Origin of the sequence: Rhodococcus yunnanensis NBRC 103083 (genome assembly GCF_001895005.1) — a bacterium.
Taxonomy (GTDB): Bacteria; Actinomycetota; Actinomycetes; order Mycobacteriales; family Mycobacteriaceae; genus Rhodococcoides; species Rhodococcoides yunnanense.
Genome location: NZ_BCXH01000002.1, coordinates 404,553 through 426,297, shown reverse-complemented (window position 1 = coordinate 426,297; position 21,745 = coordinate 404,553). Strand labels below are relative to the sequence as shown.

The 21,745-nt window shown below is 66.1% G+C and carries 15 protein-coding genes and 1 tRNA gene; 10 read left to right on the top strand and 6 right to left on the bottom strand.

Annotated features, from left to right (window positions below; genetic code table 11):
* Both RY1_RS06305 and RY1_RS06300 read right to left on the bottom strand, forming a co-directional pair.
* Window positions 1-2,058: an ATP-dependent DNA helicase gene (locus RY1_RS06305; RefSeq protein WP_072802641.1), complete on the bottom strand. Its 2,058-nt coding sequence runs from the start codon at window positions 2,056-2,058 to the stop codon at window positions 1-3.
* Window positions 2,059-2,116: 58 nt separating this feature from the next.
* Window positions 2,117-3,457 (bottom strand): nicotinate phosphoribosyltransferase, encoded by a 1,341-nt coding sequence (locus RY1_RS06300; RefSeq protein ID WP_281249954.1) that lies wholly within the window; start codon window positions 3,455-3,457, stop codon window positions 2,117-2,119.
* A 67-nt stretch (window positions 3,458-3,524) separates the two neighbouring features.
* On the opposite strand from RY1_RS06300, the gene clpS reads away from it, so the two are divergent.
* The 8 genes from clpS to RY1_RS06260 all read left to right on the top strand — a co-directional run bounded on the left by clpS (window position 3,525) and on the right by RY1_RS06260 (window position 9,335).
* Window positions 3,525-3,875, top strand: a complete 351-nt coding sequence (gene clpS, locus RY1_RS06295; protein WP_072802639.1) for an ATP-dependent Clp protease adapter ClpS — start codon at window positions 3,525-3,527, stop codon at window positions 3,873-3,875.
* A 52-nt stretch (window positions 3,876-3,927) separates the two neighbouring features.
* On the top strand, window positions 3,928-4,491 hold the full coding sequence (aosR, locus tag RY1_RS06290; protein ID WP_072802638.1) for an oxidative stress transcriptional regulator AosR: 564 nt from the start codon (window positions 3,928-3,930) through the stop codon (window positions 4,489-4,491).
* A 9-nt stretch (window positions 4,492-4,500) separates the two neighbouring features.
* Window positions 4,501-5,562 (top strand): P1 family peptidase, encoded by a 1,062-nt coding sequence (locus RY1_RS06285; RefSeq protein ID WP_072802637.1) that lies wholly within the window; start codon window positions 4,501-4,503, stop codon window positions 5,560-5,562.
* 57 nt (window positions 5,563-5,619) lie between these two features.
* Window positions 5,620-6,237 carry a rhomboid family intramembrane serine protease gene (locus RY1_RS06280; protein ID WP_072802636.1) on the top strand — a complete coding sequence of 206 codons (618 nt, stop codon included), beginning with the start codon at window positions 5,620-5,622 and terminating at the stop codon, window positions 6,235-6,237.
* Window positions 6,238-6,363: 126 nt separating this feature from the next.
* The gene (locus RY1_RS06275) at window positions 6,364-7,122 is read left to right on the top strand and encodes a cyclic nucleotide-degrading phosphodiesterase (RefSeq protein ID WP_174565333.1); all 759 of its coding nucleotides are present in this window, start codon (window positions 6,364-6,366) and stop codon (window positions 7,120-7,122) included.
* Window positions 7,123-7,143: 21 nt separating this feature from the next.
* Window positions 7,144-7,929, top strand: a complete 786-nt coding sequence (gene rph, locus RY1_RS06270; protein WP_072802720.1) for a ribonuclease PH — start codon at window positions 7,144-7,146, stop codon at window positions 7,927-7,929.
* Entirely contained in the window at window positions 7,922-8,533 is a 612-nt protein-coding gene (gene rdgB, locus RY1_RS06265; RefSeq protein ID WP_072802635.1) for an RdgB/HAM1 family non-canonical purine NTP pyrophosphatase, read from the top strand. Before rph ends, rdgB begins: the two co-directional genes overlap by 8 nt.
* A gap of 13 nt (window positions 8,534-8,546) precedes the next feature.
* A complete protein-coding gene (locus RY1_RS06260; RefSeq protein WP_245819510.1) occupies window positions 8,547-9,335 on the top strand; it encodes an esterase/lipase family protein in 789 nt (262 codons plus the stop codon).
* 1 nt (window position 9,336) lies between these two features.
* Here RY1_RS06260 and RY1_RS06255 read toward each other — a convergent pair whose 3' ends face one another.
* From RY1_RS06255 to RY1_RS06245, 3 genes are all read right to left on the bottom strand, one after another.
* The gene (locus RY1_RS06255) at window positions 9,337-9,687 is read right to left on the bottom strand and encodes a DUF3817 domain-containing protein (RefSeq protein WP_072802633.1); all 351 of its coding nucleotides are present in this window, start codon (window positions 9,685-9,687) and stop codon (window positions 9,337-9,339) included.
* Window positions 9,684-10,088: a transcriptional regulator gene (locus RY1_RS06250; protein ID WP_072802632.1), complete on the bottom strand. Its 405-nt coding sequence runs from the start codon at window positions 10,086-10,088 to the stop codon at window positions 9,684-9,686. Before RY1_RS06250 ends, RY1_RS06255 begins: the two co-directional genes overlap by 4 nt.
* Window positions 10,089-10,147: 59 nt before the next feature.
* Window positions 10,148-10,229: transfer RNA gene (locus tag RY1_RS06245), tRNA-Leu, on the bottom strand.
* Between the two features lie 213 nt (window positions 10,230-10,442).
* Here RY1_RS06245 and RY1_RS06240 point away from each other — a divergent pair.
* Window positions 10,443-11,204, top strand: a complete 762-nt coding sequence (locus RY1_RS06240; RefSeq protein ID WP_072802631.1) for a TetR/AcrR family transcriptional regulator — start codon at window positions 10,443-10,445, stop codon at window positions 11,202-11,204.
* Between the two features lie 144 nt (window positions 11,205-11,348).
* On the opposite strand, the gene RY1_RS06235 is transcribed toward RY1_RS06240, so the two are convergent.
* Window positions 11,349-12,047, bottom strand: coding sequence for a DUF8548 family protein (locus RY1_RS06235; RefSeq protein WP_072802630.1), 699 nt, complete (start codon window positions 12,045-12,047; stop codon window positions 11,349-11,351).
* 411 nt (window positions 12,048-12,458) lie between these two features.
* On the opposite strand from RY1_RS06235, the gene RY1_RS06230 reads away from it, so the two are divergent.
* The gene (locus tag RY1_RS06230; RefSeq protein ID WP_072802629.1) at window positions 12,459-21,743 is read left to right on the top strand and encodes a type I polyketide synthase; all 9,285 of its coding nucleotides are present in this window, start codon (window positions 12,459-12,461) and stop codon (window positions 21,741-21,743) included.
* Window positions 21,744-21,745 lie beyond the last annotated feature (2 nt).

The window sequence follows — 21,745 nt, the reverse complement described above, 5'->3', positions numbered from 1 at the left end:
TCATCGTTGCTGAGTGTCCGCCAATCGAGTGAGTGCCTTGCGCACCACCTCGGGATCGGACGTTTCCCAGAACGGGGGCAACGAGGCTCGCAGGTAACCGCCGTAACGCGCAGTGGCAAGACGCGAATCGAGCATCGCGACGACGCCTCGGTCGTCGACGCTGCGCAGCAGGCGCCCGACTCCCTGGGCGAGCAGCAATGCTGCGTGGTTTGCTGCTACTGCGAGAAATCCGTTGCCACCGCGCGATTGGACAGCCTGCTGCCTGGCGACCAGGAGCGGGTCGTCGGGCCTCGGGAACGGAATTCGATCGAGAATGACCAAACTCAACGACGGCCCGGGAACGTCGACGCCCTGCCAGAGCGACAGCGTTCCGAACAGCGAGGTGGCCTCGTCGTCGGCGAACTTCTTCACCAGCGCGCCCGTGGAGTCGTCGCCCTGGCACAGCACGGGTGTGCTCAGGCGTTCGCGCATCTCCTCCGCGGCGGCCTTCGCCGCACGCATCGACGAGAACAGGCCGAGGGTTCGGCCGCCGGCAGCGGTGACGAGACTTTCGATCTCGTCCATGTACTGCGCCGACAATCCGTCGCGTCCCGGCGGCGGAAGATGTTTGGCAACATAGAGTATGCCGGCTTTCGCGTGGTCGAACGGGGAGCCGACGTCGAGTGAGTTCCAGTGGATCGACGCGGTGTCCGACGGCGCCTCCGCTCCCGACGCCATGGCCGTGTCGCTGCGCGCGGAGTTCTCCGCAGGCAGCCCCCAGTTGACGGCGAGGCCGTCGAACGAGCCGCCGACCGTGAGTGTCGCCGACGTCAGCACAACGGTGGACTCGGCGAACAAACGAGACTGCAACAGCCCGCCGACCGACAGCGGCGCCATCCGTACCGTCCGCTTGACCGACCCGCGAAAATCGTCGACGGCATGCCAGACGACGTCCTTGCGCTTCGCCGGATCGGGTTCGTCGAACGCGGTGAGCACCCGGACGGCGCTGTCGTGCACCTCGTCGACGGCCACGAGCGCAGCGTTTCGAGCAGCAGCGGCTTCGGGGTCGAGCGTCGCCTGCCCGGATCGGGCGGGCCCGATGGCAGTGCGTGCCGCCCACGCCGAATCGCGGATCGAGGCGAGCGCGGCGTCGACGCCGTCCGGCAGCGATGCCCACCGTCCGGGCGGCATGTCGTCGAGAACGGCCGCCCAGTTCTCGGCGGCGCCCTCCATCTCGTCGACCGTTTCCTCCTCGATGATCTTGGTGCAGCGCCGCGCGGCAGCAGAGACGGTCGCGGCGGACAGCTCGGAGGTGGCGACTCCGGTGACCCGATCGACGAGCTCATGGGCCTCGTCGATGACGACGACATCGTGCTCGGGGAGGATCTGGATTCCGGTGATCGCATCGATGGCGAGCAATGCGTGGTTGGTGACGACGACGTCGACCTGGGATGCTTCGGTGCGTGCTCGTTCGGCGAAGCAGTCCTCACCGACCGGGCACCGAGACTTCCCGAGGCATTCGCGGGCGCTGACGCTGACCTGTCGCCACGCCTGATCGCTCACTCCGGGGGTCAGGTCGTCGCGGTCGCCGGTATCGGTGTCCGATGACCACTCGGTCAACCGGACCACCTCGCGCCCGAGACGCGAGACGGCGAACGCGTCGAACAGTTCTGCTTCCGGTGCCTCCTCGGATGCGCCGGTGTGAATCTTGTTCATGCACAGATAGTTGTTGCGGCCCTTGAGGATCGCGAACTTCGGTCGACGTCCGACGGCATCTTTCAACGCATCCGCGAGCCGCGGCAGGTCACGATCGACGAGCTGGCGTTGCAATGCGATGGTGGCGGTGGACACAACGACCGTGCGGCCGGATTCGACCGCGTGCCTGATGCTCGGAACCAGGTAGGCGAGCGATTTGCCGGTACCGGTGCCCGCCTGTACCGCCAGATGTTCGCCGGTGTCGATCGAGTGCGCCACTGCCGACGCCATGGTCAGCTGGTTGCTTCGTTCCTTCCCGCCCAACGCGTGCACGGCAGTCTTCAGCAATGCGGGCACGGTGGGGAGTTCGGACTTCGACGGCACCGAAGAAGACTACTGCCAGCGACCGACCCGAGCTGCCAGCGACACCGGTACCTCCGGTTCAGGCATCGATGAATCGGGTCGGGATCGCAGGTTCTCCCTGGGACAGCTTGAGTCCCTCCCACGGAAGGCTGACCAGACGTGCGGCCAGGTGCTCGCGTGACTGCTTCAGGGTGGGAAGGTCGGGTACGGGTTCGCCCGCCCGAACCAGTGGCACGCTCAGCTCGGTCGAGACCAGACCGGGGTCGACGGTCGGCGCCGCGCCGAGTGGATGAACGATCTCCTCGACGGCCGTCCCCGAGCTTCTGGTCACCCGGACGGCGGCCTTGGCGCCGCCGCGCGACTCCTTGTGGCTGCTGCGTTTGGCGACGGGACGGTCGTCGACGGCGACGAGTTTGTAGACCATACCTGCGGTCGGGGCACCCGAGCCGGTGACGAGCGAGGTTCCGACGCCGTACGAATCCACCGGTTCGGCGCGCAGGGCCGCGATGGCGTACTCGTCCAGATCACCGGAGACGACGATCTTGGTCCGTGTGGCGCCGAGGTCGTCGAGCTGCTGTCGCACCTGACGGGCGAGAACCCCGAGGTCTCCCGAGTCGATACGAACGCCGCCGAGATCGGTTCCGGCGACCTCGATGGCATTGGCGACGCCGCGGGTGATGTCGTACGTGTCGACGAGCAGCGTCGTGCCGACTCCGAGAGTGCGAATCTGGGCGGCGAACGCAGCTTTCTCGTTCGGGCCGTCGGCATCGGTGTACAGCAACGTGAACGCGTGCGCGGAGGTGCCGGCTCCCGGGACGCCGTGTCGCCGAACGGCTTCGAGGTTGGAGGTGGCCGAGAAGCCTGCGAGGTACGCCGCCCGCGACGACGCGACGGCCGCTTCCTCGTGGGTGCGCCGTGACCCCATCTCGATGAGCGGTCGCGTACCCGCCGAACCGACCATCCGCGCCGCCGCGGACGCGATCGCGCTGTCGTGATTGAGGATCGACAACGCGAGCGTCTCGAGAATCACGCACTCGGCGAAGGTTCCCCGTATCGAGAGAAGGGGAGAGCCGGGGAAATACAGCTCGCCCTCGCGATATCCGTCGACGTCACCGGTGAATCGATAGTTCGACAGCCACTCGACGGTGGTTCGATCGAGGAACCTCGACACCGTCTCCAGTTCGTCCTCGCCGAAGCGAAATCGGGCCAGCGCGCTCAGGAAACGAGCGGTTCCAGCGACGACGCCGTAGCGGCGACCGTTCGGGAGCCGCCGCGCGAACACCTCGAAGCTGCACGGTGTGTGGGCCGAGCCGTCGGCGAGCGCTGCCGACAGCATCGTCAACTCGTATTGGTCGGTGAAGAGCGCAGTGCTCTGTCGAGTGTCCGTTATGTCGGTATCCGTCGTCGAGGCGTGAGGCACACGCACAACAGTACGAGGCGCGGGGGCGAGAGTGTGTAGTTCGCCCGTCCCGTCGTACCCTGTTCCTATGGCTTCATCGACGGTACGAGTGACCGTGGGCAGCGCAGGGCAGTCGCCGACACTGGCTGCCTCACCGCAAGCGGTTCCCGCCGAAACCGAGGTCGTGGCGACGGACGAGGCGCAGGATGTGCCCTGGGTGACCATCGTCTGGGACGACCCGGTCAACCTCATGCACTACGTGACCTTCATCTTCCAGAAACTCTTCGGCTACAGCAAAGCCAAGGCGACCGAGTTGATGATGCAGGTGCATTCGGAGGGCAAGGCCGTCGTGTCCAGCGGTGAGCGAGACAAAATGGAGAACGACGTTCGTCGACTTCATTCAGCAGGCCTGTGGGCGACCATGCAGCAGGACAAGTAGCCACGTAACTCTTCGGATTCTCGACTGCACAAAGAACGGGGTCGTATCAGCTGTGCGCACGTGGAGTAGAAAGAACTCCCTCAGCGGGGTCAAGATTCGGTCCGACATGGATGCGCGTGAGGCGACCGTACTGAGATCGCTCGTCGGATCGGTCGTCAGTCTGCTGAGCGAGCGTGCGAAGGACGCGCCGACCGACGAGCTGACTCAGCTCACCGGGCTGCGCACCGGCCACAGCACCGCTCCCGAGGACGCCGCGCTCGCGCGTCTGCTGCCGGATTTCCACCGCGCGGACGACGGCTCGGACGACACCGCCGATCTCAACGGGGCGCTACGCGGACTGCACGAACCCGAGATCATCGACGAAAAACTCGCCGCGGGTGCCGTCATACTTCGAACGCTCCCGACCGACGGCGGCAAGATCGTGCTGACACCCGAGCAGGCCGATGCCTGGCTGATGGGTCTGAACGACGTACGATTGGCACTCGGAACCACCCTGGGCATCGACGCCGATACCCCCGAGGTTCTCGACGAGGGGGATCCGCGGGCTCCGCACCTCGATGTCTACCACTGGCTGACCTGGATGCAGGATTCCCTCGTGCAGGTCCTCACTCCGTAGGAGCACCCATTGGGGTCAGGTCCGAGGGATTCACTGACCGATGTCGCCGGTCTGCTCGTCGGTCATCACCACGAGATCGACCCGGATGCGCAGTTGGGGTCGGGTGCGGCCACCGGGTGCACGGTCGTCCGGGCACTGGGCGGCGCCGTTGCGGCCGTGGACGTCAGAGGCGGCGGGCCCGGTACCCGTGAAACCGATCTTCTCGACCCGAGTCATTCGGTGCAGCAGATCAACTCCATTCTCCTGACCGGTGGCAGTGCCTACGGGCTCGCCGCGGCGGACGGCGTCATGGCGTGGTTGGAGGAGCACGGCCACGGCATCGCAATGGGGAGCCCGGACCAAGTCGTGCCGATCGTTCCTGCCGCGGTCATCTTCGATCTTCCCGTCGGAGACTGGAACATTCGACCCACCGCAGATTTCGGGTACCGCGCGGCCGCCGCTGCAGCCACCGAGTTCGCGACGGGTTCGGTCGGTGCAGGTGTCGGTGCTCGCGCCGGAGTTCTCAAGGGGGGAGTGGGCACGGCGAGCGTCGTCATCGAAGGCGGGCCGGCGGACGGCGTCACCGTTGCGGCGCTGATCGTCACCAACCCCGTCGGATCGGTGTTCGACCCGCGAACCGGTCTGCCGTGGGGGACCGGATCCGATGGCCCGCAGGCGTTCGGCATGCGCAAGCCGGATGTGCACGAGCTGTGGAACGCCAACTCGCTCGCGCCCAAGGGCACAGCACTGAACACGACGATCGGAGTCGTCGCGACCGACGTGGATCTGACCGCGTCGTCGTGCAAGCGCATCGCGGTCGCCGGGCACGACGGCCTCGCCCGAGCAATCCGACCCGCGCATTCGCCGCTCGACGGCGACACGATCTTCGCGCTGTCGACAGGGACGAAGTCCGTCGTCACCGAGACATCGATGCCGAAGGCGTTCATGAAGGACCTGCCGGTGCTCGACGCGATCTCGGCGGTGGCGGCCACAGTCGTCGAACGTGCGATCGTGCGCGCTCTGCTCGATGCGACGTCCATCGCCGGAATCCCGACATATCGGCAGATCTTTCCGACGGCATTCGACTCCTGACGGACGTTACTCTGGAGCGAAAGCACTTCGCCCGAGCGCTCACGAAAGGCGTGCAGGATGACCGCGAACCCGCTCTTGCCCACCCCGACGCCGAAACGTCCGCTGTGGCAGCAGGCCGCGATGTACATGGGTGGTTTCGTCGTACTGCTGTGGGTGATCGAGATCGTCGACGTCGCATCCGGCAGTCGGGTCGAGGACGCGGGCATCACACCCCGAACCATCGACGGGTTGTGGGGGATCCTGTTCGCTCCCGTGCTGCACGACGACTGGGCGCATCTGATCGCCAACACCGTTCCGGTTCTCGTACTCGGGTTTCTGGTGCTCTTGTCCGGCATCGGACGAGGTCTCACCGCGACAGGCATCATCTGGGTCATCGGAGGGGTCGGGACCTGGCTCGTCGCAGGCAGTGGCTCCAACCACATCGGCGCGTCGATTCTGATCTTCGGTTGGATCACCTACTTGCTCACGCGCGGAATCTTCGCCCGTAACCTGGGTCAACTTGCCGTCGGTGTCGTGGTTTTCGTCATCTACGGCGGCGCACTGTGGGGTGTGTTACCGAGCGATCCGCACACGTCGTGGCAAGGCCACCTGTTCGGGGCCGTGGGCGGAGTGGTCGCAGCATGGTCGTTGTCCTCGGACGCACGTGAGGCACGCAGGCAGAAGTCGCTTTCTTGATGCGGCGTCGCCGCCCGCGCCCGAGGAGTGACGTTCGGCGGTGACCGAGCGCGCACACGCGTCGAAGTGCGAAGAAAACGCGCCGATCGTTTCGGCGTCGAGCATCGACGTGGCAGCATGAACTTCATGCGAATTACCGTCCTGGGATGTTCGGGGAGTGTGTCGGGGCCAGATTCCCCCGCGTCCGGCTACCTGCTCGAAGAACCGGGAACGTCGCCGGTGGTGCTCGACTTCGGGCCGGGCATCCTCGGGGCTCTGCAGCGGTATGCAGATCCCGGCGACGTCAGTGTCTTCCTGTCGCATCTCCATGCCGACCATTGCCTGGACGTGCCGGGACTTCTGGTGTGGCGCCGCTATCATCCGAACCCACCCGAGGGCCGCGCGCTCGTCTACGGTCCGAAGGACACGGCGTTTCGACTCGGCGTCGCGTCCGCCGAATGCGGTGGGCAGATCGACGACATGTCGGACACCCTCGATCTGCGCAGATGGGCCGACGGGCGGACCATCGAACACGGCAGGCTCACCGTGCACACCAGGCAGGTCTATCACCCACCCGAGTCCTACGGGATGCGCATCACGACCGGCGAAGGGAAGATCTTCGCCTACACCGGCGACACCGGGATGTGCCAGGCCGTGCAGGACCTCGCCAAGGGCGCCGACGTGCTGCTGTCCGAGGCGTCGTGGACACACAGCCCCGATCGTCCGGTCGGGGTGCATCTCTCGGGCACCGAGGCCGGTCAGCTGGCCCGCGACGCCGGGGTCGGGGAACTGCTGTTGACGCATATTCCGCCATGGACTTCGCGTGAGGATGTCATCGCCGAGGCCAAGGCCGAATTCAGCGGCCCGGTCCACGCCGTACTGCCGGGGGATGTGTTCACCGTCTAGGTGGACAGTAGTCTGGCACTCGTGTCGAGACGAGAAGACGGAAGAGCGGACGACGAACTCCGCGCCATCAAGATCACCCGTGGATTCACCAGCAACCCGGCCGGTTCGGTGCTGGTCGAGTTCGGCAACACCAGGGTGATGTGCACCGCCAGTGTCGAGGAGGGTGTTCCTCGGTGGCGCAAGGGTTCCGGATTGGGCTGGCTCACCGCGGAGTACGCCATGCTGCCCGCGGCAACCCACACCCGCAGCGGACGTGAGTCGGTCAAGGGCAAGGTCGGCGGGCGCACTCAGGAAATATCGAGGCTCGTCGGTCGTTCGCTTCGCGCGTGCATCGATCTCGCCGCGATCGGCGAGAACACCATCGCCATCGACTGCGACGTCCTGCAGGCCGACGGGGGGACTCGCACCGCTGCCATCACGGGCGCATTCGTCGCACTGTCCGACGCGGTGACCTATCTTCGTGCGGCCGGTCGGCTTGCCGATCCACAGCCGATCTCTTGTGCGATCGCAGCTGTGAGCGTCGGTGTCGTCGACGGCCGGGTCCGGCTGGATCTGCCCTACGAGGAGGATTCGCGCGCCGAGGTCGACATGAACGTCGTCGCCACCGACACCGGAACCCTCGTCGAAGTTCAGGGAACCGGGGAAGGGGCGACGTTCCCGCGCTCCACGCTGGACAAACTACTCGATTCCGCACTCGCGGGCATCGAGAGCTTGTTCGAGGTGCAGAAGGCAGCGCTCGCCGAGCCGTACCCCGGTGTGCTTCCCGAACCCGCCGGCGACGCACCGAAGAAGAAGTTCGGTGGCTGACACCAAGCTCCTCGTTGCGAGTCGGAATGCGAAGAAGCTGAAAGAGCTGCGACGCGTTCTCGACGCCGCCGGGATCTCGGGCATCGAGCTGGTGGGCCTGAACGAGGTACCGGAATTCCCGGAGGCCCCCGAGACGGGCGCGACCTTCGAGGAGAACGCACTCGCCAAGGCTCGTGACGGAGCTGCGGCTACCGGCTTGCCCTGTGTTGCAGATGATTCCGGACTCGAAGTCGACGCATTGAACGGGATGCCGGGCGTTCTGTCCGCTCGATGGTCAGGAACGCACGGTGACGACGATGCGAACACGGCGTTGTTGCTCGCACAGATCGGTGATGTACCGGACGAGCGGAGGGGAGCGGGCTTCGTGTCCGCCTGCGCCCTCGCGATTCCAGGCGGCTCGGACAGTGTCGTGCGCGGGGAGTGGCGCGGGGTCATTGCGCGTACTCCGCTCGGGGAGAACGGCTTCGGCTACGATCCAGTGTTCGTTCCCGAGGGGGACGGGCGGTCGGCAGCCGAGCTCAGCGCAGAGGAGAAGGATGCGGCGTCGCATCGCGGGCGTGCATTGAGATTGCTGATTCCGGCGCTGCAGGCACTGTCGTCGTAGGACACTGGTGGCCGTGAATCGATCGGTTGGTGTCGCAGGGCTCGTCGCCGCATTGTTTCTGGGCTTCGGAGGCACGGCGGCTGCGTCGCCGTCGCAGAATTCGTTCGTCGATGCCGCCGTGTACTCGGTCCTGCATCCGGATGCGGCGTTGCCCGGTGTGAACGATTATTCGTGCACGCCGAGCGACGAGCATCCGGAACCGGTGGTGTTGGTGCACGGTTTCCTCGAGAATTCGTACGACAACTGGGCATCACTGGGGCCGAGGCTCGTTGCCGAGGGCTACTGCGTCTTCGCTCTCGATTACGGTGCACCGGAAGGGGTTCCATTCGGCGGACTGGGGTCCATCGCGGACAGCGCCGCCGAGTTGGCGGGATTCGTCGAGACGGTCCTGCAGGCGACGGGAGCGCAGACAGTATCGATCGTCGGGCATTCCAAGGGCGGAACGGTGCCGCGGTATTACGTGCGGTTCCTCGGCGGGGCCGAACGAGTGTCGAAAATCGTGGCGTTGTCGCCGCCGAACTATCCGACGCCGGGACCGCCGCCCGACGACGCACTCACACGACTGAATTCCCCGGTAGACACCGTCCCCGGCGTCGAGTACACGGTAGTGGTGACTCGGTACGACCAGGTCGTGCCGTTCGCGGCGTCGTTGCTGACAGGCGTGGGCGCCACGAATGTGATCCTTCAGGATCTGTGCCCCGGAGACCGGACCGAGCACACCGGAATTTCTTACGATCCCGTTGCGCAGCACGTGGTGCTTGGCGCGCTGGCAGGGACCGGTCCGGTCGGCGTGACGTGCTGAGCTAGACGCCGAAGTCGCGTTTGACCTGTGCGCTGCGCCAATGCTCGACGAAGAACGACAGGAACGGAACCGTTCCGGCAAGCAGAGTGCCGATGGTCCGCGGCGCGGGCCACCGCACCTTGATGGCAAGGTCGATCGTCAGGATCAAGTAGACGAGGTAGACCCACCCGTGCACGACAGCGATCCAGCTGGGCACGTTCTCGACCTTGAAGATGTACTTGGCGACCATCTCGCCGGTCAGCACGAGAAGCCAGATTCCGGTGACGTAGGCGAGCACCCGGTAACGCAACAGCGCCGAGGCGATCTTCTTGGTCTTCTCGGTCGATGCGGACTTCTCCGGTGCCGTGCTCACGTGGTGCTCCTGTCGGAACCTCGGGAGCGGTCGAGCTCCGCGAGATAGCTGTTGTATTCGAGAAGTTGCCGGGATTCCGGATCGTCGAGATCGTCCTCGACGGGCTGGCTAGGACGCTGGGGGAGCAGATCGGCGGGAATCTCACGCACGATGGACTCTGCGGGCACCTCCGCGTCCTCGGGTGCGTCGGCTTCGTCCTCGAGCTGAACGAACTTGCGGTAGGCGTAGACGACGAATGCCGCGAACAGTGGCCACTGGAATGCGTAGCCCAGGTTCTGGCCGTCACCGCCGACGGACTCGAAACGTTCCCACTGCCACCATCCGAGCGCGAGACACCCCAAGGCCGAAACGATGACCAGCGCGATGAGCGCGGGTCGACGACGAGTGCGGGATGTTGCCACACCTCGAAGGTACCCGAGGGGCTACTACATCTGGTAGTTCGGTGTCGTGGGCAACAGAGTGCGCGAGGGGGGACTTGAACCCCCACGTCCTGAGACACTGGAACCTAAATCCAGCGCGTCTGCCAATTCCGCCACTCGCGCGAGTGCTGGGCAAGTCTACAACGCCGCCCGCGCGCAAACGCACATGCGTTTGTGTGGGTCGTGGGGGTGGGCGGCTGGTGGTGCGCAAATGCACGTGCGTTTGCGTGGGTGCTGGGGGTGGGCGGCTGGTGGTGCGCAAATGCACGTGCGTTTGCGGAGGGGGGCAGGGCTCGCGCGGAGGTTTCAGCCGCAGTACGGCGTACTGTGCGATTCATGGCAGTAAAGAAGGACACGGGATTCGACCCGGCGCGCACGTTGGGCTTGCTGTGGCGGGTCGGCAACAAGCCCAGTCGTACGGGGTTGAGTGTCGACGCGATCGTGGACGCCGCCATCGCGATCGCCGATGCCGAGGGGCTTGACGCCGTGTCGATGCGACGCGTAGCTGACCGTCTCGGCGTCGGTGCCATGTCGCTCTACACCCATGTGCCCGGACGTGAGGAACTTGCCGACCTGATGATCGACGCCGCGCTGGGCTCGCTGTACTCCGGCATCGAGGAACCGTCGGCCGCGACCGACGGGTGGCGTGCGGGCCTGCGTTTTGTTGCCGAACGTAATTGGATTCTCTACCAACGTCATTCGTGGTTGCTCGACGCCCAGGGGCCTCGGGCGGTTCTCGGCCCGAACACCAACGACAAGTACGAAGCCGAGTTACGAGTGCTCGAGAACTCGGGACTGTCCGACGTCGAGATGGACTCGGTGCTGACGCTCGTACTGACTCACGTCGCAGGAGCGGCGCGTGCGCTCGCTCGCTTCGATCGGGTGCGTGAGGAATCGGGAATGAGCGACGCGCAGTGGTGGGAGGCCACCGCGCCCGTGCTGGAGAAGGTCATGGACCGTGACCGCTATCCGGTGTCGTCTCGGGTGGGCACCGCAGCCTCGATGTCCTACGACGCGGCAACCGACCCGGTGCACGAGTACGAATTCGGTGTGGAGCGCATCCTCGACGGTGTGGCTGCGCTCATCGAGCGTAGGTAGCCCAGCCGAGTGCGACCGGCACGCGTGCCGGTCGCACTCGGAACTGCGAAAGTCATTCAGGCCCTCGGTCGTCGAACATTCTGTGTCGCTGTGCTTTTCAGAGACGACGTCGCATGTCAACTTGGAATCGATTAGTGCGTGTGATCAGCCCACCTCGCTCAGCGGCGGCCGCTTGGTGACGGGTACGAGGCGTCGTTGATATCGCCACACGGAATGCTCCAGTGCGCGGACGTCGACGCCCATCGACTCGGCCGTCGCGGCGAGTAGAACGTCGGCGGTATCCCGGTCGATATCGCGACCGAGAGCGTCGGCGACGAAGCCTGAAATGAGTTCGGATGCGTCTGTCGTGTGAGCTCCCGCAGTGAAGAGCACGCATTCCCACGTTTTCGGACCGACGCCGGCAACGGCTGTCACCGCCGCCCGTTGGTCGTCGGCGTCGTCCAGGTCGTTGCAGTGCCGAACGCCGAGTCCGATCAATGCGGCTGCGATATCGACGACCGCCTCGGCCTTGGTGATCTTGTTGCCCGCGACCCGCTGTCGGTTGCCGAGTATCGACACGAGCTCGTCCGGGCGGTCCGCGAATGCGGAGAACGCCGTGAGGTCGTCGAGACGATCGACGCCGCGGTACTCACGCCATGTCGCGATCACGCGTCGGACGCCGGTTTCGGGTCCGCCGTAGGACGCTCGTGCCGAGAAGACCGCGTCGAGAAGCGCCGCCTCGATCTCGTCGCGCCATCTGTTCGACGAGAACGTCGACATGGTCCGTGCCGCAGTGGCTTCCACGTGTGCCGCGACGGCGTCGCGATCGCGCTGTGAAAAGATATGTGTGACTGATGAATACATGAATTCCCCCCTGGAGTCGATGTGTGCGGCCGAAGGTACTGCCGGCCACCGACAGGTTTGCGAGAGTCGAACATGTGGCGAGACTCACATAACGGAATGGTAACGATAAATCCGAGGGTTTCCTCATGTTCTCTCAGTTCGAATCTGCGCTGTGCCTGCACCGATGTTTGTTACCGACGAGTTGTCCCAACCGCCGGTAAAGACGCTTTCGGATCCGTACTCGCTGGTAGCAGTTGGACGTCAAATCAAACGTGAGGATTTCCTCATGATTGTGTGTCAACCTGGTGAAGCGCGGATAGAGACACGTCGCTGCCGATGGCGCTCGTGCTCCACGATTTCGCAGACAACGCCGGTAAAAGGCGCCACCGAAGAACATCTCGAACGAGATGCTCACGAGAGGAATCTTGCACCTTGACGATCAACGAGAGCACACCATCACACGGACAGGGCGCGAGGAGAACCCCGAAGAGCGGTGGCGGTTCTCGGACGCTCGCGGATCGCTTCGCAGCGGGCGAGCCTTACGCGCTCGCATTCGGTGGACAGGGTTCCCCGTGGCTCAGCTCGCTCGAAGAACTCGCGCGTGACTCGGCCATCGAGCCCGAGCTGACCGATCTGGTCAACGAATCTGCAGCACTACTCGCCCCGGTCGCCGACGACCTCCTCGTTGTCCGCTCGGTCGGATTCGACCCCATCGGTTGGATGCTGGAGCAGGACCTCGCCGACGACGAAGAGGGCGCAGCCGCCTTCGGCCCCTCCGAGGCGGCGCTGACGTCCGCGGCAGTCTCACTTCCCGGTGTCTTCCTCACCCAGGTCGCCGCACTGCGCGCACTGAAGCTGCAGGGTCTCGACCCGATCGCTACTCCTCCCGTTGCCGTCATCGGCCACTCGCAGGGCCTCATCGCAGCCGAGTCGGTCGCGAGCAACGGTGCCGAGGATGCTCGTCTCCTCGCTGTCGCTCAGTTGATCGGTGCCGCAGCAGGCCTCGTTGCCCGCCGCCGCGGCATCATCGGCGCAGCCGATCGTGCGCCGATGGTCTCGGTGTCCAATGTCGAGCCCGAGCGGCTGCAGGCCATCGTCGACGAGCTCGCCATCGACGGTGCACCCGAGCGCTCGGCAGTTCTCGCCATTCGCAACGGCCGTCGCCGCGTCGTACTCGCCGGACCGCCTGCGCAGCTCGCCCGCGTTCAGGAACGTGCCGAGCAGATCGCCGCGCAGGAAGAGCGTGAGCGCGATTCCAAGAAGCGCGGCGGCGCCACATTCGCCCCCGTCTTCGAGCTGCTTTCGGTCGAGGTCGGCTTCCACCACCCCGCATTGGCCGACGCCGTCGAACTCGTCGCCGCATGGGCGCAGCGCACCGGCCTGGACGTCGACGTCGCACGCAGCCTTGCGCAGCGCATCCTCGTCGATCCGGTCGACTGGGTCGCCGAGGTCGACGGAGTCGTCGACGCGGGTGCCGATTGGATCCTCGATCTCGGCCCCGGCGACATCCTGACCCGTATGACCGTGCCCGCTCTTCGTGGCCAGGGCGTCGGCATCGTCGCCGCGTCCACCCGCGGCGGACACCGCAACCTCCTCACTCCCGGCGCAGCGCCCGAGGTGCAGCCGTCGTGGTCCGAGTTCGCGCCGAAGCCGGTGACGTTGCCGGACGGCCGCGTCGTCGTCGAGACCTCCTTCACCAAGCTGACCGGACGCTCGCCGATGCTGCTCGCCGGTATGACGCCGACGACGGTGGATCCCGCGATCGTCGCTGCCGCGGCCAACGCCGGCCACTGGGCCGAGCTCGCCGGTGGCGGCCAGGTCACCGAGCAGATCTTCGCCGACCACGTCGAGAAGCTGGAAGGTCTGCTGGAGCCGGGCCGCGCAGTGCAGTTCAACTCCATGTTCCTCGACCCGTATCTGTGGAAGCTCCACGTGGGCGGCAAGCGCCTCGTTCCGCGGGCTCGCGCTGCTGGCGCTCCGTTCGACGGCGTCGTGGTCACCGCGGGTATCCCCGAGCTCGAAGAAGCCGTCACGATCATCGACGACCTGCGTGAGGCCGGCTTCAGCTACGTCGCCTTCAAGCCGGGAACCGTCGCGCAGATCCGCGCAGTCATCCGCATCGCCAGCGAGGTGCCGTCGTTCCCGGTCATCGCCCACATCGAGGGCGGCCGCGCAGGCGGACACCACTCGTGGGAAGACCTCGACGACCTCCTCATCAGCACATACGCCGAGCTGCGTGCACGCCCCAACCTCGTCATCTGCGTCGGTGGCGGCATCGGCACGCCCGAGCGTGCAGCCGAATACCTGACCGGCCGTTGGTCGCTGAGCGCCGGCTACCCGAAGATGCCCCTCGACGGCATCCTCGTCGGAACCGCCGCAATGGCAGCCCTGGAAGCCACGACGTCCGCCGAGGTCAAGCAGCTTCTCGTCGACACACCCGGAACGCCCGACTGGGTCGGCGCCGGCACCGCCGGAGGCGGAATGGCCTCCGGTCGCAGCCAGCTCGGCGCGGACATCCACGAGATCGACAACGCGGCATCGCGCTGCGGCCGCCTGCTCGACGAGGTCGCCGGTGACGCCGAGGCCGTCGCGAAGCGTCGCGACGAGATCATCGCAGCGCTCGACGGCACCGCCAAGCCGTTCTTCGGTGACGTCGCCGAGATGACCTACGCGCAGTGGCTCGAACGGTACCTCGATCTTGCTGTCGGCTCGGATGTCCACCGCGAGTTCGACACCGGCGGCGAGTTCGCCGACGCACTCTCCGAAGCAACGGAATCGGTGTGGCTCGACGTCACGTGGCGCACCCGCTTCCTCGAGATGATGCAACGCGCCGAGGCGCGTCTGCACCCGGTCGATCGCGGACCAATTCCGACTCTGTTCGCCGATGTCGACACGCTCGAGCGTCCCCGTGCCGCACTGCGTTCGCTGCTCGCACAGTTCCCCGATGCGGGCGACGTGGTCCTGCACCCCGCCGACATCACCTTCTTCACCTCGCTGTGCCGTCTGCCGGGCAAGCCCGTCAACTTCGTTCCCGTCGTCGACGGCGACGTCCGACGCTGGTGGCGCAGTGACTCGCTGTGGCAGGCGCACGATCCGCGATACTCCGCCGATCAGGTCTGCGTCATCCCCGGCACCGTTGCCGTTGCCGGTATCACCCGCGTCGACGAGCCCGTCGGCGAGTTGCTCGACCGCTTCGAGAAGGCCACCTCCGACGAGCTCATCGCCGACGGAGCACAGGCTGTCTCGGTGGCGAGTCGTCGTCACGCCGATCTCGCACCGGGACTACTCGGCATCGTGCTGTCCGCTCCGGATGTGAACTGGGCTTCGCGCATCTCGCAGAACCCCGTCGCACGCCTCGGTGACGTCGCGGAATGGGTCGTCGACTCCGAGACTGCCGCATCGCATCCGCAGACCGGATCGACTCTGGTGGTGGAGGATTCGGAGCACGTCGAGCTGACGGTTCCGCTCGCGCCCGGCAAAGAGGTTCGCATTCGCTTCACCGTTCCGGCGTCCACGATCGACGGCGGTGCACCCATCGTCACCGCGGACGACGCACAGAAGGGCATGTCCTCGCTCCTCGGAGTCGCTGCAGGGCAGGAACTTCCGAAGGTCAAGAACGGCGCGGCTCGCATCAGCCTGGCGTGGATTCCCGATCTGGTGGCCGACCACGCAGGCGTCACAGGATCGGGTCTGCCCGAGTCGCTGACCGTGAGCGGCAATGCAGTTCCCGACGTGCTGGTCGGTGCATGCTGGCCTGCAGTGTTCGCAGTCCTCGGTGCGACCAAGACCTCGAACAATATCGACGTCATCGAAGGCATGCTCGACCTGGTGCACCTCGACCACAGCGTCGACCTCGTCGGCCAACTGCCGACCGACCCGTCCATCCTCGTGGTCAAAGCCGAAGCGGGAGAGGTTCTCGACACCGACCTCGGCCGTGTCGTCGAGGTCACCGTCGAGATCGGCGCCGCGCTCGGTGAGGGCGTCGAAGCCCCGACCGTCGCAACGCTGGTGGAGCGCTTCGCGATTCGCGGACGCACCGGCAAGGGTGAGTTGGCAGATCCGGCTCGCGCCGGTGGCTCGGTCACGGCAGAGGCCAAGGACACACCGCGTCGTCGCCGTCGCCAGAGCACCATCTCCGCGCCGCGCAACATGGCGGCGTTCGCCCAGGTCTCGGGAGATCACAACCCGATCCACACCTCCGTTCCTGCTGCGCTTCTGGCGGGTCTCGGAAGCCCGATCGTGCACGGTATGTGGCTCTCGGCCGCAGCTCAGCAGGTCGTCACCGCTGTCGACTACACCGACACCAAGACACCGCCGCGTCGACTGACGGCATGGACCGCACGGTTCCTGGGCATGGTTCGTCCCGGCGCCGAGATCGACGTACGCGTCGACCGCACCGGATTCGACCAGGGCGCCGAGCTCGTCGAGGTTTCCTGCCGCGTCGCAGGCGAACTCGTCATGGTCGCCACCGCACGCACCGCAGCTCCGAAGACTGTCTACGCATTCCCCGGTCAGGGCATCCAGCGTCAGGGCATGGGCCTCGACGCACGTGCGCGGTCGAAGGCAGCTCGTGAGGTCTGGGAGCGCGCAGACAAGCACACCCGCGCTGCTCTCGGATTCTCGATTCTCGCTGTGGTGCGCGACAACCCGACCTCGCTCAAGGCGCGCGGCGTCACCCACAAGCACCCGGACGGTGTCATCCACCTGACGCAGTTCACCCAGGTCGCCATGGCGGTCCTCGGTGTTGCTCAGGTCGCCGAGCTTCGTGAATCCGGTGTCTTCGTGGAGAACTCGATCCTCGCAGGCCACTCCGTCGGTGAATACAACGCACTCGCCGCTGTTGCAGGCGTGCTGCCGCTCGAAGCCGTCCTCGAGGTCGTTTTCCAGCGCGGATCGGCCATGCACGCACTCGTCCCGCGTGACGCCGCAGGCCGAAGCAACTACCGCATGGCCGCGATCCGGCCGTCGCAGATCGGTCTCGCCGACGACGACGTTCAAGGCTTCGTGGCCGGTGTCGCCGAGGAGTCCGGTGAGTTCCTCGAGATCGTCAACCTCAACCTGCGTGGCAGCCAGTACGCCATCGCCGGCACGGTCGACGGACTCGGTGAGCTGGAGAAGAAGATCGCGATCCGCCGCGCCGAGTTCGGTGGCAAGGCCGCCTACATCATGGTCCCCGGCATCGACGTGCCGTTCCACTCGACGGTGCTGCGCGGGGGAGTCGACGACTTCCGTACCCGCCTCCAGGCGCTGCTGCCTGCCGATCTCGACCCGGAGATCCTGCTCGGCCGTTACGTCCCGAACCTGGTTCCGAAGCCGTTCTCCCTGGAGCGCAGCTTCATTCAGGAGATCGCCGATCTTGTTCCGTCGGAGCCGCTCGACGCCGTGCTGGCAGACTTCGACTCCTGGGCCGCACGTCCGCACGATCTGTGCCGCGTTGTCCTGACCGAGCTGCTGGCATGGCAGTTCGCCAGCCCGGTTCGGTGGATCGAGACACAGGACCTGCTGTTCGCCGACGAGTCCGACGGCGGTCTCGGTGTCGAGCGTTTCGTCGAAATCGGTCTGTCGGCAACACCGACCGTCGCGAACCTGGCGTCACAGACGCTGAAGCTGCCGGGCCGCTTCGGTTTCCCGGTCGAGGTTCTCAACGTCGAGCGTGAAGCCGCCATCGTCTACGGCACCGACACCGATCCTGCTCCGGTCGAAGACGACGAGGACACTCCGGTCGCCGACACTGCTGCTCCGGCAGCGGCTGCTGCCCCTGCGGCCGCACCCGCTCCTGCGGCAGCGCCGTCCGGTGGCCCGCGTCCCGACGACATCTCCTTCAGTGCATCGGACGCGACGAAGATCCTGATCGGCTTGTGGACCAAGCTGCAGCTCGATCAGATCGGACCCGCCGACACCATCGAGGCATTGTGCGACGGCGTCTCCTCGCGTCGTAACCAGCTGCTCGTCGACCTCGGTTCCGAGCTCTCGCTCGGCGCCATCGACGGTGCCGCCGACGCCGATATGGGTGCGCTGTCCGGCACCGTCAACAAGTTGGCTCGTACCTACAAGCCGTTCGGCCCCGTGCTGAGCGACTCGATCAACGACCACCTGCGCAAGGTCTTCGGACCCTCGGGACGTCGCCCCGCCTCCATCGCGGACCGGGTCAAGAAGACGTGGGAACTCGGCGACGGCTGGGCCAACCACGTCACGGCCGAGGTCGCCCTCGGTACTCGTGACGGATCCTCGGTGCGCGGTGGTGCGCTCGGCGGACTCGCCGACGGCCCTCTCGCCGACGGCGGAGCAGTCGACGCGGTCATCGACTCAGCAGTTGCCGCGGTCGCTGCCCGCCGCGGAGTCGCAGTCTCGCTGCCGCAGACCGGCGGAGGCGGCGGCGGAACCGTCGACGCAGCTGCGCTCGGTGAGTTCACCGAACACATCACCGGTCGCGACGGAGTGCTCGCCTCGGCAGCACGCCTCGTGCTCGAGCAGCTGGGTCTCACCGAGGCTCCGAACGCGCTTGCGGTGGAGAACCCGGACGCTGCGCTCGTCGATCTCGTTGCGGCAGAGCTTGGTTCGGACTGGCCTCGACTCGTCGCACCGGCATTCGATGCCCGCAGGGCCGTGCTGATCGACGATCGCTGGGCCACCGCCCGTGAGGACCTGGCCCGTCTGTGGCTCGGCACCGCACAGGATCTGGCCGTCGAGAGCTTCGCCGGAGCAGGCAAGGCAGTTGCCGCGCAGGCCACATGGTGGAAGGTCAAGGCCGACTACGAACGCAAGGTCACGCTCTCCGAGGTCTACGGCCGAATCGCCGAGATCGCAGTGGCTACCGACGAGAAGGGCGTGTGGTCCGACGAGGTCGCCGTCATCACCGGAGGCAGCAAGGGGTCGATCGCAGCATCGGTCGCAGCCAAGCTGCTCGGCGGGGGAGCGACCGTCTTCGTCACGACCTCGCGTCTGGACGACGAGCGGCTCGGCTTCTACCGCACCCTCTACCGCGACAACGCTCGCGCCGGAGCGTCGCTGTGGGTCATGCCCGCCAACATCGCGTCGTACTCCGATGTCGATGCACTCATCGAGTGGATCGGCAGCGACCAGGTCGACAACGCCGGTGGCGCAAAGACTCTGGTGAAGGCCGCTATCACACCGACGCTACTGTTCCCGTTCGCCGCACCTCGCGTGGTCGGTGAACTCACCGACGCCGGTGGCCGCGCCGAGATGGAAATGCGCGTGCTGCTGTGGTCGGTCGAGCGACTGATCGGCGGACTGTCGAAGATCGGCTACGACAGCGACATCGACACCCACCTGCACGTCGTTCTACCCGGTTCGCCGAACCGCGGAATGTTCGGTGGCGACGGAGCCTACGGCGAGTCCAAGGCTGCGCTCGACGCCATCGCGGCGAAGTGGGGTTCGGAGAAGAACTGGGCCGAGCGCGTCACCATCGCCCACGCTCACATCGGGTGGGTTCGCGGAACCGGCCTCATGGGCGGCAACGATCCGATCGTCGAAGCCGTCGAAGCAGAAGGGGTACGCACCTGGTCCACGGACGAGATGGCGACCGAACTGCTGAAGCTGTCCGACGCGTCGGCGCAGCGCAAGGCCGCACAGGCTCCGCTGCTGGCCGATCTGACGGGCGGTTTGGCGAACACCAAGCTCAACCTCGTCGAACTCGCTCGTGACGCCGCAGCAGCAGCTGCGGACAAGGGTGCGGAAGAAGCCGACAGCTCGGTCATCGCCGCACTGCCCGCACCGCCGCGGCTCGCTGCGACGACTGCTCCGGCATGGCCGACGCTCGATGTCGATCCGAAGGACCTCATCGTCATCGTCGGTGCAGGTGAGCTCGGACCGTACGGTTCCGCGCGTACCCGCTTCGAGATGGAGGTCGACGAGCAGCTTTCTGCCGCAGGCGTTCTCGAACTCGCCTGGAACACCGGCCTCATCGCCTGGGAGAACGATCCCAAGCCGGGCTGGTACGACATCGCGTCGGGCGACTTCGTGGCCGAGGAAGACATCGCCGACACGTACCACGACACCGTGGTCGAGAAGTGCGGCATTCGCACCTACGGCGACGACGGCGCCATGGTCGGCAACGCTGCGCCGCTCATGACCTCGATCTTCCTCGACAACGACCTCACGTTCGTCGTCGGAACCGAGATCGACGCACGCTCGTTCGCAGCAGCCGATCCCGAGCACACGCTGATCACTCCGGTCCCGGATTCGAGCGACTGGCAGGTCACTCGCAAGGCGGGCACCGAGATTCGCGTTCCGCGGAAGATGAAGCTCACCCGCACCGTGGGTGGACAGATTCCGACCGGATTCGACCCGACCAAGTGGGGCATCTCGCCCGACATGGCCAGCTCGATCGACCGGGTTGCACTGTGGAACATCGTCACCACGGTCGACGCGTTCATCTCCTCGGGCTTCAACCCGTCGGAACTGATGCGCTGGGTCCACCCGACGCTGGTCGCGAACACTCAGGGCACCGGCATGGGCGGCATGGAGTCGATGCGCTCGCTGTACATCGACACACTGCTCGGCGACGCTCGTGCGAACGACATCTTGCAGGAAGCTCTGCCGAACGTCGTTGCCGCGCATGTGGTTCAGTCCTACATCGGTAGCTACGGCGCGATGGTTCACCCCGTGGCCGCCTGCGCCACCGCGGCTGTCTCCGTCGAAGAAGGCGTAGACAAGATCAAGCTGGGCAAGGCGCAGCTCGTCGTCGCCGGCGGTTTCGACGACCTGAGCACCGAAGGCATCATCGGCTTCGGCGACATGTCGGCCACCGCGGACTCGGCTGCGATGTCCGCCAAGGGAATCAGCGATCGCCGTTTCTCGCGGGCCAACGATCGCAGGCGCGGCGGATTCGTCGAGTCGCAGGGCGGTGGCACCATCCTGCTGGCTCGTGGTGACCTCGCACTCGAGATGGGCCTACCGGTCCTCGGTGTGGTGGCGTACGCACAGTCCTTCGGCGACGGTGTGCACACCTCCATCCCGGCTCCGGGACTCGGTGCGCTCAGTGCCGGTCGCGGTGGCAAGGATTCGACGTTCGCGCTCTCGCTGAACGCGCTCGGAGTCAGCGCCGACGAGATCGCCGTGATCTCCAAGCACGACACCTCGACCGCAGCCAACGACCCGAACGAGGCAGAGCTCCACACACGCCTCGCGAAGGCGATCGGCCGCTCCGACGGCGCACCGCTGTTCGTCGTCTCGCAGAAGAGCCTCACCGGGCACTCGAAGGGTGGCGCCGCAGCATTCCAGCTGATCGGGCTCTGCCAGGTGCTGGCAAACGGAGTCATTCCGCCGAACCGCAGCCTCGACTGCGTCGACGACAAGATGACCGAGTTCGAACACCTCGTGTGGGCCCGCGAGCCGCTGCGCTTCGGCAACTCCGTGCCGCTCAAGGCAGGTCTGCTGACCTCGCTCGGCTTCGGACACGTCTCCGGTCTCATCGCCGTCGTGCACCCGCAGGCGTTCGTGGAAGCGATACCTGCGGAGCGTCGCGCAGACTACGTGGCGCGGGCGAACGGACGCCGTATCGCCGGTCAGCGCAGGCTGATCTCCGCGATGGTGGGAGGTGACGCGCTGTACGAGCGTCCCGACGACCGCAGGCTCGGACACGACGGGACGCCCGCCAAGGCGTCGCGCGAGCTCGAGGCGGACGTTCTGCTCAACGATTCAGCACGCCTCGGTGACGACGACGTATACCGCTCCGGTCTGCCGGGGTGCAAGTAGAT

Excerpts from the sequence above, each read along its gene's own strand:
- clpS (WP_072802639.1), top strand. The coding sequence starts at position 3,525 with ATGGCTTCATCGACGGTACGAGTGACCGTGGGCAGCGCAGGGCAGTCG.
- RY1_RS06280 (WP_072802636.1), top strand. The coding sequence starts at position 5,620 with ATGACCGCGAACCCGCTCTTGCCCACCCCGACGCCGAAACGTCCGCTG.
- RY1_RS06275 (WP_174565333.1), top strand. The coding sequence starts at position 6,364 with ATGCGAATTACCGTCCTGGGATGTTCGGGGAGTGTGTCGGGGCCAGAT.
- RY1_RS06240 (WP_072802631.1), top strand. The coding sequence starts at position 10,443 with ATGGCAGTAAAGAAGGACACGGGATTCGACCCGGCGCGCACGTTGGGC.
- RY1_RS06235 (WP_072802630.1), bottom strand. The coding sequence starts at position 12,047 with ATGTATTCATCAGTCACACATATCTTTTCACAGCGCGATCGCGACGCC.